At 61.7% G+C, this 13,736-nt stretch carries 19 protein-coding genes and 1 pseudogene; all 20 read left to right on the top strand.

The window, feature by feature from the left end; genetic code table 11:
• A partial coding sequence (locus L8H52_RS29700) for a phage tail protein (protein ID WP_242210097.1) occupies positions 1–408 on the top strand: 408 nt, incomplete at its 5' end.
• Positions 395–1,078, top strand: a complete 684-nt coding sequence (locus L8H52_RS29705; protein WP_150708058.1) for a phage virion morphogenesis protein — start codon at positions 395–397, stop codon at positions 1,076–1,078. The genes L8H52_RS29700 and L8H52_RS29705, both read left to right, overlap by 14 nt.
• 11 nt (positions 1,079–1,089) lie before the next feature.
• The gene (locus L8H52_RS29710) at positions 1,090–2,205 is read left to right on the top strand and encodes a DUF2586 domain-containing protein (protein WP_242210096.1); all 1,116 of its coding nucleotides are present in this window, start codon (positions 1,090–1,092) and stop codon (positions 2,203–2,205) included.
• A gap of 6 nt (positions 2,206–2,211) precedes the next feature.
• Positions 2,212–2,664 carry a phage protein gene (locus L8H52_RS29715; protein ID WP_025111123.1) on the top strand — a complete coding sequence of 151 codons (453 nt, stop codon included), beginning with the start codon at positions 2,212–2,214 and terminating at the stop codon, positions 2,662–2,664.
• Positions 2,664–2,876, top strand: coding sequence for a TraR/DksA C4-type zinc finger protein (locus tag L8H52_RS29720; RefSeq protein ID WP_141129909.1), 213 nt, complete (start codon positions 2,664–2,666; stop codon positions 2,874–2,876). Before L8H52_RS29715 ends, L8H52_RS29720 begins: the two co-directional genes overlap by 1 nt.
• Entirely contained in the window at positions 2,873–3,169 is a 297-nt protein-coding gene (locus L8H52_RS29725; protein WP_242210095.1) for a hypothetical protein, read from the top strand. The genes L8H52_RS29720 and L8H52_RS29725 overlap by 4 nt, the downstream gene beginning before the upstream one ends.
• A complete protein-coding gene (locus L8H52_RS29730) occupies positions 3,166–3,699 on the top strand; it encodes a lysozyme (RefSeq protein WP_116256723.1) in 534 nt (177 codons plus the stop codon). Before L8H52_RS29725 ends, L8H52_RS29730 begins: the two co-directional genes overlap by 4 nt.
• Positions 3,699–4,214: a lysis system i-spanin subunit Rz gene (locus L8H52_RS29735; RefSeq protein ID WP_242210094.1), complete on the top strand. Its 516-nt coding sequence runs from the start codon at positions 3,699–3,701 to the stop codon at positions 4,212–4,214. Before L8H52_RS29730 ends, L8H52_RS29735 begins: the two co-directional genes overlap by 1 nt.
• A complete protein-coding gene (locus L8H52_RS29740; RefSeq protein WP_039756535.1) occupies positions 4,211–4,504 on the top strand; it encodes a putative phage tail assembly chaperone in 294 nt (97 codons plus the stop codon). The genes L8H52_RS29735 and L8H52_RS29740 overlap by 4 nt, the downstream gene beginning before the upstream one ends.
• Before the next feature lie 23 nt (positions 4,505–4,527).
• Positions 4,528–4,668, top strand: a complete 141-nt coding sequence (locus tag L8H52_RS29745; RefSeq protein WP_039013052.1) for a hypothetical protein — start codon at positions 4,528–4,530, stop codon at positions 4,666–4,668.
• Between the two features lie 5 nt (positions 4,669–4,673).
• Positions 4,674–6,659, top strand: coding sequence for a phage tail tape measure protein (locus tag L8H52_RS29750; RefSeq protein ID WP_242210093.1), 1,986 nt, complete (start codon positions 4,674–4,676; stop codon positions 6,657–6,659).
• On the top strand, positions 6,656–6,973 hold the full coding sequence (locus L8H52_RS29755; RefSeq protein ID WP_116256727.1) for a DUF2590 family protein: 318 nt from the start codon (positions 6,656–6,658) through the stop codon (positions 6,971–6,973). The genes L8H52_RS29750 and L8H52_RS29755 overlap by 4 nt, the downstream gene beginning before the upstream one ends.
• Positions 6,970–8,145 carry a baseplate J/gp47 family protein gene (locus L8H52_RS29760; protein WP_242210092.1) on the top strand — a complete coding sequence of 392 codons (1,176 nt, stop codon included), beginning with the start codon at positions 6,970–6,972 and terminating at the stop codon, positions 8,143–8,145. The genes L8H52_RS29755 and L8H52_RS29760 overlap by 4 nt, the downstream gene beginning before the upstream one ends.
• On the top strand, positions 8,142–8,666 hold the full coding sequence (locus L8H52_RS29765; RefSeq protein ID WP_141127504.1) for a phage tail protein: 525 nt from the start codon (positions 8,142–8,144) through the stop codon (positions 8,664–8,666). The genes L8H52_RS29760 and L8H52_RS29765 overlap by 4 nt, the downstream gene beginning before the upstream one ends.
• A 9-nt stretch (positions 8,667–8,675) precedes the next feature.
• Entirely contained in the window at positions 8,676–10,373 is a 1,698-nt protein-coding gene (locus L8H52_RS29770; protein WP_242210091.1) for a phage tail protein, read from the top strand.
• A gap of 8 nt (positions 10,374–10,381) precedes the next feature.
• On the top strand, positions 10,382–11,089 hold the full coding sequence (locus L8H52_RS29775) for a hypothetical protein (RefSeq protein ID WP_242210090.1): 708 nt from the start codon (positions 10,382–10,384) through the stop codon (positions 11,087–11,089).
• The gene (locus L8H52_RS29780; protein WP_242210089.1) at positions 11,086–12,009 is read left to right on the top strand and encodes a hypothetical protein; all 924 of its coding nucleotides are present in this window, start codon (positions 11,086–11,088) and stop codon (positions 12,007–12,009) included. The genes L8H52_RS29775 and L8H52_RS29780 overlap by 4 nt, the downstream gene beginning before the upstream one ends.
• Positions 12,006–12,551, top strand: coding sequence for a DNA-binding protein (locus tag L8H52_RS29785; RefSeq protein ID WP_071173496.1), 546 nt, complete (start codon positions 12,006–12,008; stop codon positions 12,549–12,551). Before L8H52_RS29780 ends, L8H52_RS29785 begins: the two co-directional genes overlap by 4 nt.
• Entirely contained in the window at positions 12,548–13,252 is a 705-nt protein-coding gene (locus L8H52_RS29790; protein ID WP_242210088.1) for a hypothetical protein, read from the top strand. Before L8H52_RS29785 ends, L8H52_RS29790 begins: the two co-directional genes overlap by 4 nt.
• Positions 13,225–13,736: pseudogene (locus L8H52_RS29795) on the top strand (hypothetical protein); the annotation flags it as partial. The gene L8H52_RS29790 and the pseudogene L8H52_RS29795, both read left to right, overlap by 28 nt.

Here is a 13,736-nt window from a genome sequence, read left to right on the forward strand (position 1 = left end):
CTGGTCGAGCCTGAACAACTCGACAGCTGGACGGAGCAGGTAAAGCTTTCGCTGATCTGGAAACCCGACGTCGACGGCATGCACTTTGCCGATATGCACTATCGCGCCGTGATTGTCCTGGAGCGTTTCGCCGCCAACCCGGCTCGCATGATGGCGTTGGCCGGTAGTTGGCTGGAAAAACACGACTCCAACCGTGACCGCCACGAACTGCCGGCGCCGGAGTTCCTTGTGGAGCCTCTGGATAACGATCTGTTCGACGTAGAAATCACGCTGGAGTTTGTCGAGCCGCAGTATCTGGCCGAAGACCCTGCCGGCGAGATCGAAGCCTTCGGCAAGACCTGGGCCTTTGTCCCGTTTGATCTGTGGATTGCAGAGCGCGGCGAGGTGGCCACCGATGGCCGGGCGTAGCACGTTCGAACTCGACATTCGCGGTCGCTTGGGCGTACGCGAACAACTGGCGTTGCTGAGTCTGCCGCCGCAATTGCGCCGCCGCTTGCTGAACCAGGTCACCAAACGCGTGCGGACGATGAGCCGCAAGCGTGTGCGTGAGCAGAAGAACCTGGACGGCACGCCCTTCGCCCCACGCAGGGGCGACAGCAAGGGCAAAAAGAAGATGGAAGCCGGCCTGGCCAAGTTGATGGTGGTCACTCGGGTGTCCGCTGATGAAGCGGAATTGGGCTGGAAAAACGCCCTGACCCGATGGGTCGCCGCGCAGCAGCACAACGGCGTCAGTGAGCGCCGCACCGCCCAGCAGATGCGCCGATGGAACAAGACCCCACCGGGTTTGGCAGCAACCGACAAGCAAGCCAAGCGCTTGCGCCGGTTGGGCTTCCGTGTGCGCCAAGCCGGCAAAAAGACACTGACCCGGCCGTCGGTGGCGTGGATTCAGGAGCATGTGAACTACGCCAAAGCCGGCCTGTTGATCCGGATCCTGGACGACCAGCGCAGCGAAAGCACCGGCGCGCAGAGCTGGGAAATCACGCTGCCGAAACGCCAGTTCATCGGCGCCGAAACCGAACGCGAAACCAATCTCCTGATTAACCAGGTGTTGCAACAAATCCTAACTTCACCCCGCTAACGAGGCACTGCATGGCACTCGGTCAAGTCACCGTCGACAATCTCAATCTAGGCCAGGGCGCCGTGACAGAGGTTGAGCGTTACTTTCTTTTTATTGGTCCCGCCGCCAAAAACGTCGGCCAGTTCATCCCGCTGAATACCGACAGCGACCTGGACACGGCGCTGGGCATTCCGGCCAGCGACCTTAAAACGCAAATCACTGCGGCACGCCAGAACGGTGGTCAGCGCTGGGCCTGCATCGCGGCACCGATCGGCCCCGAGGGTGACTGGGCCACCGCGTTGCAGAAAACGCAGCAACAGGGCGTTTCCGTAGAAGCGGTGATTGTTACCAAGCCCGTAGTGAAGGCCGATGAACTGAAGGCCATGCACGACGCTGCCGTTGCGCTGAACAACACCTTCGGGCGTCGTGTTTTCTTCCTGGCAAGTACTGCCGGCATCACCGTTGACCAGACCTGGGCGCAATACCTCACCGAGCAAAAAGCATTGGTAGTAGGGGTGGCCGCACCACGCGTTGCAACGGTGCCGCAGCTTCACGGTAATGACCTCGGCGTGCTGGCCGGTCGCTTGGCCAACTCGGCGGTAAGCATCGCTGATAGCCCAATGCGCGTGGCCACCGGCCCGTTGCTGGGACTTGGCCAAGTGCCCACTGATAGCGAGCTGATCCCGCTGCCGTCCGCTGTGCGCAGTGAGCTGGATCGGGCGCGGCTCTCCGTGTCGCAGATCTATCCGGATTACCCGGGCGTGTACTGGGGCGACTGCAACATGTTGGACACCCCGGGCAGCGACTTTCAGGTCGTGGAGTACCTGCGCATCACCGACAAGGCCGCGCGCCTGATTCGCCCGCTACTGATCCGCCGTGTCGCCGATCGCCGCTTGAACAGCACGCCCAACAGCATGGCGGTCAACACCAACCAACTGATGGCCCCGCTGCGCGCCATGGCCAAGTCCGTCAAGTTCGCCGGCGAGGTGTTTCCTGGTGACATTGAGCCGCCGAAGGATGGCGACCTGGTGCTGGAATGGCTCAGCAAAACCAAGGTTGCGGCCTACATCAAGCTCAAACCCCTCAACTGCCCGAAAGACCTCACGGCGAACATCGCTCTGGATCTTTCCACTGACAAAACGGAGTAACGCCCCATGGCGAAGATTGGCGGCAAAAACTTTGACGTGAGCCTGGGCGATATCGCGCTGCACGTCGAAAGCTGCACTTTGGATATCACCGACAACTCGGCAGTGGCCCAAACCCGGGGTGTGCCAGACGGCACTGTGGACGGTGACGTGGCCGCTGCCGGCGAATTTGAGCTGGATACCACCAACTTCAACCTGCTGATCGACGCGGCGCGCTCGGCGGGCAGCTTTCGAGGCCTCAAACCGTTCGATGCGGTGTTCTTCGCCAAGGCCGGCGAAGACGAGGAACTGCGGGTGGAAGCATTCGGCTGCAAGGTGAAGCTCTCCAGCCTGCTGGCGATCGATCCGAAGGGCGGCGAGAAGAGCAAACACAAGGTTCCGTTCGACGTGACCAGCCCGGATTTCATCCACATCAACGGCGTCCCGTACCTGGCTGCGACAGAGATCGAGGGGCTGCGCTAATGGTGGATTGGTTCGACCGTGCCCAGGAGCTGGAGCAACGCCAACGTGACCAGGCGATAAAGGCCCAGTTGAGCAAGCCCGTGCCGGTCGGGCCGAGCCTGACCCATTGCCAGGACTGCGACACACCAATCCCGCCGGCGCGCCAGGCGCACGGTGGCATAACCCGGTGCGTCCCGTGCCAGACGGACGTCGAGAAGAGTAAACGCCGATGACCACTGAAACTTCGCGTCTGGGAACGCTGGAGCGGCAACTTGCCGTGATCGAGCACCGCATGAACGAGTTTGAAGGTCGTCACGAAACCGTGCCGACTCGCGTGACCAAGCTTGAGCAGCAATTCGAAAACATGACTGGCCAGCTCAAGGAACTGAACAAAGGCCAGCAGGCGTTGACCCTGGCGGTCAACGTGATCGGCTCGAAGGTCGGGCGCTTGCTGACCATCCTGACGCTGGTTGGCGCCGTCTTGCAGATGGTGGTGCCGGCACTGTTGCGGATGTGGTTCCCATGAGCCTGCGCGGCAGGATCATGGCCGGTGCGATCGCGCTGGCCAGCACGCCGCTGGTGATCTTCCTGGGCACCTGGGAAGGCAACGGCCAGAACACCGTTTACGCGGACAAGCTCGCCGGCGGACTGCCCACGGTTTGCAAGGGCATCACCCGGTTTACCAGCCCTTACCCGGTCGTTGTCGGCGACTACTGGTCACCCGCCAAGTGCGCCGAGGTGGAGCAGCTGGTGATCCGCAAAACGCAGCTGCAGCTGGCCGAGTGCATCACGAACCCGAACGTGGGACAGACCACGTTCGACGCACTCACCAGTCATGGCCACAACTTCGGCGTGACCAGCACCTGCGCCAGTCGAGCGGTCGCGCTTATCAACGCCGGCCGCATCGCCGAGGGCTGCAAAGCTCTGGCATGGGCGCCGGACGGCAAGACGCCGGTATGGGCCTTTGTGACTGACGCCAAGGGCCAGAAGCGCTTTATTCCGGGCCTGCACAACCGCCGGCTGGCCGAATCCCGGCTGTGTGCGGAGGGCTTGTGATGCTGCGCCAAGCCTTGTTCCTGGTCGTGTTGTGCCTGGTCGCCTGGATCGGTTTTGACTCGCTCCAAGGCCAGCGCGACGAAGCCAGGCGCGAGCGTGATAGCGCGAAATGGGAGGCCAGCGGCCTGCGGGAAGCGGCACGCATCAGCGGCGAAATGCTCGCCGAGCGGGACGCGATCGACCAACGAAACACCAAGGAATTGACCGATGCACGCACTGAAAACGAACGCCTGCGCCGCTCTGTTGGCGATGGCACTGGCCGGCTGCATGTCCGCGCCACCTGTACCACCGCCGGATCTGTGCCCGCCGCCGCCGGGACCGCCCGAGTGGCTGATGCAGGACGCGCCGAACTCGCAGCAAACGCTCGACCGGATTATTTCACCCTCCGAGATCAGCTCGCCCTGAGCCGGCAAATGATCCTCGGACTGCAGCAATACGCCCTCGGCGTGTGCCAGCGATCGCCAGCGCACCAGGACACCACTTTTCCCAACCTCAACAAGAGATCTACCCAATGAGCCAACAGAACAACACCGAAATCACCCTGGAAGTCGGCGAACAGGAATTCACCTTCAACCTGACCCCGGCCGACGTCACTAAGTATTTCAACGCTCTGACCCAAACCAACAAGGTCGCCCCGGGCAACAACCTGTTGATGACCACTGTGCTGCAGGAACAAAAAACCGTGCTGAAACCGCTGCTGGGCAACCCGGTGATGGTGATGCAGATCGCCGGCGCGCTGCTCGAGGAGTACGCGCCCAACGTTGAGGTGATCGTAAAAAAGCGCTCGAGCACGCTGAGCGCCTAAGCGAAAACGGACTGGGCCAGTTGATGGCCCTGACGAACCGCTGGCTTCCTGGTGCCGAACCCACGCCCGAGGCGATGGGGACGGCCAAGTGGCTGGAGGACGAACACTGGAGACGCATGGAGTTCGCCGTGGCTAACGGCATCGCCCTTGCGCTGAACGGGTAACGACTTTGGCAGACCGTAGCGCCAGCCTGGCTTTCATTCTCAGCTTGCAGGACAAGGTCACCGCGCCTCTGGGCAAGGTGAAAATGGGCTTTTCCGAGCTTGCCGATCAGAGTGAAAAACACATAAAGACGATCGGGCTTGGCCTTGGCGGCGTGACCGCTGCTGTGGTCGGGATCCGTGAGTCCATGGAACCGGCGTTGGAGGTCAATCGCGCCCTGGGCGACGTCCGATCGTTGGGCGTGGCTGAGGATGCGTTGTTGGCACTCAATGCCAAGTCGCTGCAATTCGCGGTGAGCTATGGCGAGAACGCCAAGGATTTTGTGGCCTCGGCTTACCTGATTGAGGGCGCTATCAAGGGACTCGCCGGCAACCAGCTCGCCACGTTCACCAACACCAGCAACTTACTGGCGAAGGCCACCAAGACGGACGCCGAAACCATGGGCGAATACGTCGGCACACTCTACAACCTGCAGAAGTCCCAAGCGGATGCGATGGGTAAGGGCGCGTGGGTGGAAAAGCTCGGCGGGCAAACGGCTCTGGCTGTGCAGTTGTTCCGCACCAGCGGCGCCGCGATGAAAGACGCCTTCAAGGAGGCCGGCGCGATCGCCACCACATCGGGCGTCGACCTTGCCGAACAGATGGCGGTGATCGGCACGCTGAGCAGCACCATGGAGGGCGGCGACGCCGGCGGGCGCTATAAGGCGTTCTTCGAAAACATCGGCGCGGCATCGGAAAAACTCGGCATGAAGTTCACCGATCAGCAGGGCAAAGTCCTGCCGATGATGGCGATTCTGGACAAGCTGCAGGGCAAGTTCGGTGATCTGACCAGTGCGTCGGCCGGGGCTAAGTTGTTGGAGGCTTTCGGCGGTGAAGGCGCCCAGGTGATTGGCGCGCTGGCCAAGGATACCGATCGACTGCGTAACGGCATCGAGCAGTTGGGCAAGGTACGCGGACTGGAGAACGCCGAGCAGATGGCCCGGGCCATGGTCGATCCGTGGCAACAGTGGGCGTCCCTGGTCGAAGTCATGCGGGTGGTGTTTGGCCAGGTGCTGATTCCGGTACTGACGCCGTTCATGAACAAGATGGTCGACATCGGCAAGACCCTGGTGCGTTGGTCGCAGCTGTTTCCCAACATCACCCGGGTGATCGGCATCGCCGCACTGACCATCATGGCGATCATTGGCGCCATGTCTTTGTTGACCGTCGTGGTCGGCGTTGCGCGGATGACCTGGCTGGGCCTGTTGTCGGTGTGGAAGGTTGTGCAGTTGCTCAACCTGCGCACGGTCGCCAGCTTCGTCCTGCAGAAACTGGCGATCCTGGCTTACATGGCCGTGATCTACACGCTCAGCGCCGGCCTTGCCCTGGTGCGAGGCGCCATGCTGCTTTGGCAGGGCGCGATCTGGCTGGTTAACGCGGCGCTGCTGGCCAACCCGATGGTGTGGATCGTGGTCGGAGTTCTCGCCCTGGTGGCGGTGATTGTCGCGGCGGTTCACTACTGGGACGAATGGACGTCTGCCCTGATGAACACGGCCGCGTTCCAGTTCGTCGCCGACAAGCTCCAGAAGCTGTCCGACTGGTTTAACTCCATGGGCGGTTGGTCAGGCATGGCCAAGGCCGCATGGGACAGCATCGTCGGCATTTTCACCAAGGCCGTAAACGGCGTGATCGAGCTGCTAAACAGCATCCCGGGCGTAAACATCGAAGCGCGTTTCGGCGGCATGCCTGAAGTGCCTGGCGTCGATGCCGCGACCAATGCCGCCGACACCGCCAACGCGGCGCAGAAAGCCCAGCAAACCATCAATGCGGCAATCCCCAGCCTTTCGCCGGCACGCCCTTCGGCGGTGCCGCCCGGCGGCTTGCTGACCAGCATCCAGAACAACAACAGCAGCCAGAACAAGGGCACGCATGTGGAGAACGTGAACATTCACACCGCCAAACCGATGAACCCAATGGAAGTGGAAAACATGGTCGCAATGGCGGTCGGCGGATGAGCGAGTACGTAGACCTGTTGATCGCGAACAACGACCTGGCACTGGATCCGTCACACCAGCCGTTGCTCATCGATGACCGCGCCTGCATCGCCCAGGACATAGCCCACATGATCCGTGATAGCGGGCTGCTGGTGACGCTGGTGGCCGAGCGCGATCGGTTGCGACAGCGCGACTGTATCCAGCAGCTGGAACTGTTGGTGGAAGACGATCAGCGCCTGGTGCCTGGTACGGCACGCATCACCCAGCAGGAACCAGGCGTGTACCTGGTCACTGCGAAAACCATGAAATTCGGTTCGATTGAGGTAAGTCTGTGAGCCAGGTCGATTTTAAAAAGGTGATTGCCGACGCCGGCATTCCGACCACTGAGGCCGGCTTGAAGGCAGCGTGGGAAAAGGAGGTCGAAGCCCAAGGCGCCAAGGTCGCCAACACCAGCAGTTATTCGCCGTTCTGGCGGGTGATGACGGCGCTGGTGACCAAACCGGTGTTGTGGCTGTTGGATTTTCTGTGTCTGACGGTGCTGCCGAACTTCTTTGTGAAAACCGCGGTGGATGCCTGGCTGGACATGCTCGCCTGGGCGGTGAACGTCGAGCGTAAAGGCGCGACCAAGGCCCGCGGTAAATTGCTGTTTACCAGGGCGTTGCCGGACGGCGTTCTGGAGCTGGAAAAAGGCATAGTGGTGCAGTCCGCCGCCATCAACGGCAACGTGTACCAATTGATTACCACGGCGCCGGCGACGTTCATCGCGGGCCAGCTGCAGCTGGAAGTACCGGTGGAGGCGATCGAATCCGGCAGTGGCTTCAACCTCGCCCCGGGTTACTACGCCATCCTGCCAGTTCCGGTACCGGGCATTGTCCAGGTGGTGAACAAGGACGGTTGGCTGGATTCGCCAGGTGCGGATCCGGAGCCAAACGACCAGCTGCGTTTGCGCGTGCGCAACCAGTTCTCGGCGGTGAACCAGTGGCACACCGACGCGGTGTATCGCGCCATGATCTCGGCCTTCCCGGGCGTTCGTCCGGACGGCGTTTACTTTGAACACGGTGCACCGCGTGGGCCGGGCAGTGCAAATGCCTACGTGCTGTTCGACGCGGGTGTGCCAGCGGTGACCTACCTGGAGCAAATCAATTCGCACATCCGCGACTTGGGCAACCACGGACACGGTGATGATCTGCTGGCCATGGTCATGCCGGAAGTGCCAGTGGGTGTCGCGATGAGCCTCTGGCCGCAACCGAATTTGAGCGCTGAGCAAATCGACTCGCTGAAGGGTGAGATCGAGCTATTCATCCGGGCAGCCTTCCGGGAAAGCACGCCCCGCGACTATCAACCGACGCTCACTTATCCCCAGTCGCGCTTCAGCTTCAGTCGGCTCGCGGAGGAACTGCACCAGCAGTTTGCCGATATCGCCTCACTGCGGTTTGCCCCCGGCGTCGACGTCGTCAGTGGTCTGAACATCCCCCGCCTGACGTCGGTAAAGGTGAACCTGCAATGATCAAAATCAAACTGCCGTTCTGGCTCGGTGGCACCGAGCTGTCGAAGCTGGTGGCTGCTGCTCAGGCGTGGTGGGAAACCGTCAGCGGTTGGCTGCGCTGGCCTTACTCGCAGATCGATCCCGACACCTGCCACATGAGCATTCTTGAGCTGTGGGCATGGCAACGCGACGTGACGCGCTTTCAAGGCGAACCGGAATCCCTGTTCCGGCTGCGGGTGAAATACGCCTTTATCAACTCCGTCGACGCCGGCAGCACTGCCGGCCTGAAGCGCATTTTTATGCGTCTTGGCGTGGGTTACGTCGAGATCGAGGAGCGCCAGCCCGACCGCGATTGGGACGTCGTGCTGCTTAAGTTCAGCAACGCTCAGTTGTCTTTGAACCCTGAACTGTTGCGCGTGCTGATCCAACAGTACGGCCGCACCTGCCGCCGTTATGACTTCGTGACCATCACCCCCGTGGGGCTGCAAATCGCCCTGATCGACTTCAACGACGACCAGCAAACGCTGGTCGCCAGCCTGTAGGAGCGCACCGTGAGCGCCAGTATTACTTTGGCCGGCGAAAGCCAGATTGCCCTGAAGCAAAGCCAGAAAAAACCTCTGATCGTCAGCAAATTTATCTTTGCCAACATTCCCCAACTCAACCCGGAAACCCCGGTGGATCGAGCCGCCGGCAAACCGCCGGCCGGCCAGATCGTTTACGTCTACGACATTCCGCCGGAAAACGCCGGCTTCGTGAACCCCAACCAAGTGGTGTACAGCGCCCAGTTGGGGTCAGACATTGGTGATTGGGACTTTAACTGGATCGGCCTTGAAGATGCCGACGGCCTTCTGTTCGCCGTTTCCTACGTGCCGCTGCAGCAGAAGCGCAAGAACATCCCACCGCAGCAGATCGGCAACAACGTCACCCGAAACTTTCTGGTGGCCTATGACGGTGCGATGCAACTGACCGGCATCACGATCGACGCCAGCACCTGGCAGCATGACTTCACGGTGCGCCTCGCCGGCATCGATGAGCGCGAACGCCTGAGCAATCGAGAGCTGTACGGCCGCGCCTGCTTTTTCGGTAACTCATGGGCCTTCGGCAAAGGCGAAAGCGGCTTCCAATTGGGTGCGGGTACGGCTTATATCGAAGGTATCCGGGTTTCACTGGCGAAGGCGCTGCCAATCACCGGCGCTATCCCTGCAGGAAAAATCATCCTCGACGTTTGCCTGGAACGGCAGTTGAACGATCGGGCAGCGACGTGGAAAGTCGTCTACGGCGAAAAGGCCGACTACACCGACGCCGCCGGCGTTCGCCATTACTGCGTGCCGATCGCCCATTACACGTCCCCGACCGCGTTTTGGGACGAACGCCAGCCCGAGCCAATCGCCGGGCCACTCGTTCAACACTTCGCGGCGCGAGACGGTGACTACGCGAATCTTCGCGCCCGGGGCACGACCAAGGAGGACGTGCAACTCGAAAACCTGCCCAACGCCAAGAGCGATGATCCGGCCACCAACAGCAGCGAGATTCTGGCAACGACGGCCGCGCTGAACAAATTGCACAAGCAAGTCGGCGATTCTTTAACGGGAATGGTCGCGGGTTTCAGCATGTATACGGCGCCGGCCGGCTGGCTCGCCTGTAACGGCGCCGCGATCTCACGCACGGCGTTTGCGGGCCTGTTTGCGCGAATTGGGACGTTCTACGGCGTAGGCGATGGGACGACCACCTTCAATGTGCCGGACATGCGCGGTCTGTTCCCCCGTGCGTTTGACGACGGGCGCGGGTTGGATGCCGGCCGAGCATTCGGCTCGTTTCAGGATATGGCATTGCAGTCTCACGCTCACGCCGCCTCGGCCGCTGCTGTCGGTGATCACTTGCACACCGCCTGGACAGATGCGCAAGGCAATCACACCCACGGTGCCTGGACGGACGCACAGGGTAACCACGACCACGGCTGGCGGATCGCCGCATCGGGCCAGGGCATTTCCGTGGGCTACCCATCCGGTGGCGGCAACATCGTTGATCTTGAGATGCCGGGTGGCAAAAACGCAGACAACCAGCCGATGCGCACCGACTACCAGGGCAACCACGCACACAACGTCGGCATCGGCGCTGCTGGCCAGCATGCGCACAACGTCGGCGTCAGTGGCGGCGGTGCCCACACCCACGGCGTGACTGTCGCCGCCGCCGGCGGTACCGAAACCCGGCCGAAGAACATGGCCCTTTATTACTGCATCAAGTATTGAGATCGAGCATGACTGAAAAACTCGTTTATCAGACCAATCACCTGGGCATTTTCATTGGTGCCGTGAAGGCTGAAGAATCGCCGCTGGAGCCGGGTGTTTACCTGATTCCCGGTGGTTGCGTGGAAACGGCACCGCCCGCCATCTCGGAACACAAAGCCGCGTGGTGGAATGGCACGGCGTGGCAGTTGGTGGATTACTTCGGCGGTGTCGTGGTGTACAGCACCGACACCGGTGAGCCGCTGACGCTTAAAGGCTTCGAACCGGTGCCGTCGGGCTACACCATGAAAAAGCCTGGGCCGAACCAGATCTGGAAGGACGGCGAATGGATCGAAGACATCGACGCCGTGCTGGCCGCGCTCCGGGACAAGAAGCTGCAAGTGATCGGCGCCGACTGCACGGCCTATATTGCCCGCGGCTTCAATTCCAGCGCCTTGGGTGAGCCATACCACTACAGCAGTGCCATCGATGACCAGGTGAATTTAAACGGCCAGGTGCTGCTGGGTCTGGACGATGTTTACCCCTGCTATGACGCCGACCAGGTGTTGGCTTTCCGACCACATACGATCGCCCAGCTGCAGAAGGTCAGCCTTGACCTGGTGCGTTTCCGGCAAGCGGCGCAACAGCACGCGGAAACACTGCGCCAAGCTGTGGCGAAGGCTCAGAAGGACAAAGATCTGAAGGCCATGAAAGCCATCACCTGGACGCCGCCGGCATGACCTGGGCACCGGTGACGATGCGCTGGCCAGAGCAGGCCACGCAGTGGATGGGCGGACTATCTGCTGCAAAGGATCTGGCCGGCGGCGAGCTGGCCAGCACCGCCCAGCGTCTGGCTGGACTGAGCGGTCTGGTCAGCACGAACCCGGGGCCAGTCGGTGACGCCGCCCAAAGTGCGATCGCGTCTGGACGTGCAGCGCTGGCCGAGCAGATGGGTCAGGTTCCAGCGTGCCTGGTGGTTACTCCATTTCAAAGCGGCGTTGGCCAGGGCGGGGGCTATCAGCGCTTTCTGTCAGCGCCCAACGCGCTGGAACATCTCGCCAAAAAACTGGAAGACGCCAGCGACAGCGGACGCCCCACCGGGCCGCAATACGCGCTGTCGATCCTGTTCCTGGGCACGCGTCTGGAACAACTGGCCAGCAGCTTGGCGCGATTCAATGCACTGCTTCCTATCCCTGACCTGGTGCGCACCGAGCGCCGGGCGCAACACCTGCTGAAACTGGAGAGCGAAAAGTGGGAGATCCCCGGCGCTGGACCGTTGCCGCGCTGGCAAGGTTTGCCGCTGGAACGTTGCACCGTGGTCAAAGCCGCCAAACAGTCGATGGCGGGGCAAATAGCCGTGCTGGAAGGCTACGCCGCCGACAGCTCGCCGTTGGCCGATCTGGCAGCGCTGGCAGCGCGCAAGAGCGCCCAGCAGCAGGGACGGGATAAGCAATTGGCTGATCTGAAAGAGCTACTGGCTGGTGGAAACCCTGACGTCAGCGTGCGCGCGCGGCTGATCGGCCCGGGCACTGCCGGCGAACTACGCCGCGAACTGCTGGCCGGCGATGCCCCGGGCCACGAATGGATTCAGTGCGCCGGCTTGTTGTTGGTCGGCAGCAAAGAAGGGCTGAGCTTCGTCCAGGAATTGGTGGGCCTATGACGCTGCTACTCGACGGGCAAAAAGTCCAGGGCAAGAACCTCAAAGTCACGGCCAACCTGCGAATCGAAAGCGGCGATATGTCCGGCCAGACCAGCAACACCGACAAGGCGCACAAGGGCTTCAAGCCCAAGACGCTGGCCGTTTCGCTGATGATTCCCTTTGTGGATAAAACCCAGCTGACGGATCTGTTACGCATGGCTGAAGCCACCGCCGGCGGCGGTCAGTTGCATCTGTACCGGATCGTGAACGACACGGCCGAAACCTTCGGCGTGCGTCAGGTGGAGTTCTCCGACGGCGTCAGTGCGCGGGAAGCCGACACCCTGAAAGCCTGGCTTGTGCAATTCACGCTGAGCGAACGCGAATCGAACCCGGAGAAAGTCGAAGGCCGGCGCGCAGGCAACAAGGTAGACGCTCAAGGCGCCCCGGGCAGTACGGTCGGCGAAGGCGGTGCCGGTGACGCAACCAACGACAACCCCGCGCTGAGCGGTTTTGAAAAAGTGCTGGGCCGTGTGGATAAGTGGCTTGGGAGTGAGCAGACGTGAAACTGCACAAAATACTTTCCATCAACGGCGCCCCCATCGCTCTCATCAAGGAGGACGTCAGGCTGGACGCTATCAGCCCAGGCCGGGCGAACTTCACAGTTCAATCCCCTGCGGCCCTGAAAGGGCTGGTGACGCTGGATATCGGCTACAACGAGGGCACGCTGCAACGGCACTTTATCGGCTACGTCGAGCGCTGCACGGCCGCCAACGCGGTCGAACAGGTGCTGTTCTGCCGTGAGCTGGCCGCCGTGCTGGCCAATCCGCTTCCGTTGAACCTGCGTCATGTGGATCTGCGCGCCGTGCTGGCCGAGGTCAGCGAACAAACCGGGCTGCGCTTTCGTGTCCCCGATCGGCCTTATGCCAGCGTGAAGGCGCCGTTTTTCTACAGCCTCGCTGCCGGTTACCAGGCGATGGACAGTTTGGCCCGAGTGTTCAGCATTCCCGACTTCACCTGGCACCAGCTGGGCAACGGTGAAGTATTCGCTGGCAGTTGGGCCGACAGTTTTTTCGGCGCACGTGCGCCGCTGCAAATTCCCACGGAGCTGTTCGACGGCTACCAGGGCAACCAGAGCGCGATGGTCGCGGCCCTTCCCGGGTTGCGCCCAGGTGCAACAATCAATAACGGCGAGCGCATCACCACGGTGTCGCTTGCCAACGACCAGATGGCTATCCGATGGAAGACGCAATCCGCCGCGCTGTAGAGCGCCAATTCCCCGAACTCACCGGGGGTTACCATCTGCCGCGTTTTGCCCGGGTTACCGCCGTTGCTGATGCGCCGGCGGATGCCGGACTGTGCGACGACTTCCGTCCGCGCTACGCCGTCGACATTGTCGTACTCGGTCCGGATGACGAGCCAGATCCGGCCATGCCGCCGCTCACTGGCGTTCCTTTACCGCTGCCCACCGGTGGCGAGGAAATGGGCATTTATGCCTTTCCGGAGGAAGGCACGCGGGTCGTGGTTTGCTTTGCTTATGGCCTGCCGAACAAGCCCTACATTCAATCGATATTGCCGCATGGCCTGAGCATGCCGAAGGTGCCGAAAGGTGATCAGGTGTGGCAGCACAGCGCGGCAGCACAGCAGCGCGTCGACGCCGACGGCAACTGGCTACGCCAGACCGATGGCAAGATCCGTGATCAGGCGATCGAACGCGAAGTCGAAGCCCTGGACAACCGCGAGCAGTTCCA

It is taken from the genome of Pseudomonas sp. CROZ-RG-20F-R04-15, from assembly GCF_022662375.1.
GTDB lineage: Bacteria > Pseudomonadota > Gammaproteobacteria > Pseudomonadales > Pseudomonadaceae > Aquipseudomonas.

Coding starts and splice junctions, on each gene's coding strand:
- L8H52_RS29705 (WP_150708058.1), top strand. CDS start 395: ATGGCCGGGCGTAGCACGTTCGAACTCGACATTCGCGGTCGCTTGGGC.
- L8H52_RS29710 (WP_242210096.1), top strand. CDS start 1,090: ATGGCACTCGGTCAAGTCACCGTCGACAATCTCAATCTAGGCCAGGGC.
- L8H52_RS29715 (WP_025111123.1), top strand. CDS start 2,212: ATGGCGAAGATTGGCGGCAAAAACTTTGACGTGAGCCTGGGCGATATC.
- L8H52_RS29720 (WP_141129909.1), top strand. CDS start 2,664: ATGGTGGATTGGTTCGACCGTGCCCAGGAGCTGGAGCAACGCCAACGT.
- L8H52_RS29725 (WP_242210095.1), top strand. CDS start 2,873: ATGACCACTGAAACTTCGCGTCTGGGAACGCTGGAGCGGCAACTTGCC.
- L8H52_RS29730 (WP_116256723.1), top strand. CDS start 3,166: ATGAGCCTGCGCGGCAGGATCATGGCCGGTGCGATCGCGCTGGCCAGC.
- L8H52_RS29735 (WP_242210094.1), top strand. CDS start 3,699: ATGCTGCGCCAAGCCTTGTTCCTGGTCGTGTTGTGCCTGGTCGCCTGG.
- L8H52_RS29740 (WP_039756535.1), top strand. CDS start 4,211: ATGAGCCAACAGAACAACACCGAAATCACCCTGGAAGTCGGCGAACAG.
- L8H52_RS29745 (WP_039013052.1), top strand. CDS start 4,528: ATGGCCCTGACGAACCGCTGGCTTCCTGGTGCCGAACCCACGCCCGAG.
- L8H52_RS29755 (WP_116256727.1), top strand. CDS start 6,656: ATGAGCGAGTACGTAGACCTGTTGATCGCGAACAACGACCTGGCACTG.
- L8H52_RS29765 (WP_141127504.1), top strand. CDS start 8,142: ATGATCAAAATCAAACTGCCGTTCTGGCTCGGTGGCACCGAGCTGTCG.
- L8H52_RS29775 (WP_242210090.1), top strand. CDS start 10,382: ATGACTGAAAAACTCGTTTATCAGACCAATCACCTGGGCATTTTCATT.
- L8H52_RS29780 (WP_242210089.1), top strand. CDS start 11,086: ATGACCTGGGCACCGGTGACGATGCGCTGGCCAGAGCAGGCCACGCAG.
- L8H52_RS29785 (WP_071173496.1), top strand. CDS start 12,006: ATGACGCTGCTACTCGACGGGCAAAAAGTCCAGGGCAAGAACCTCAAA.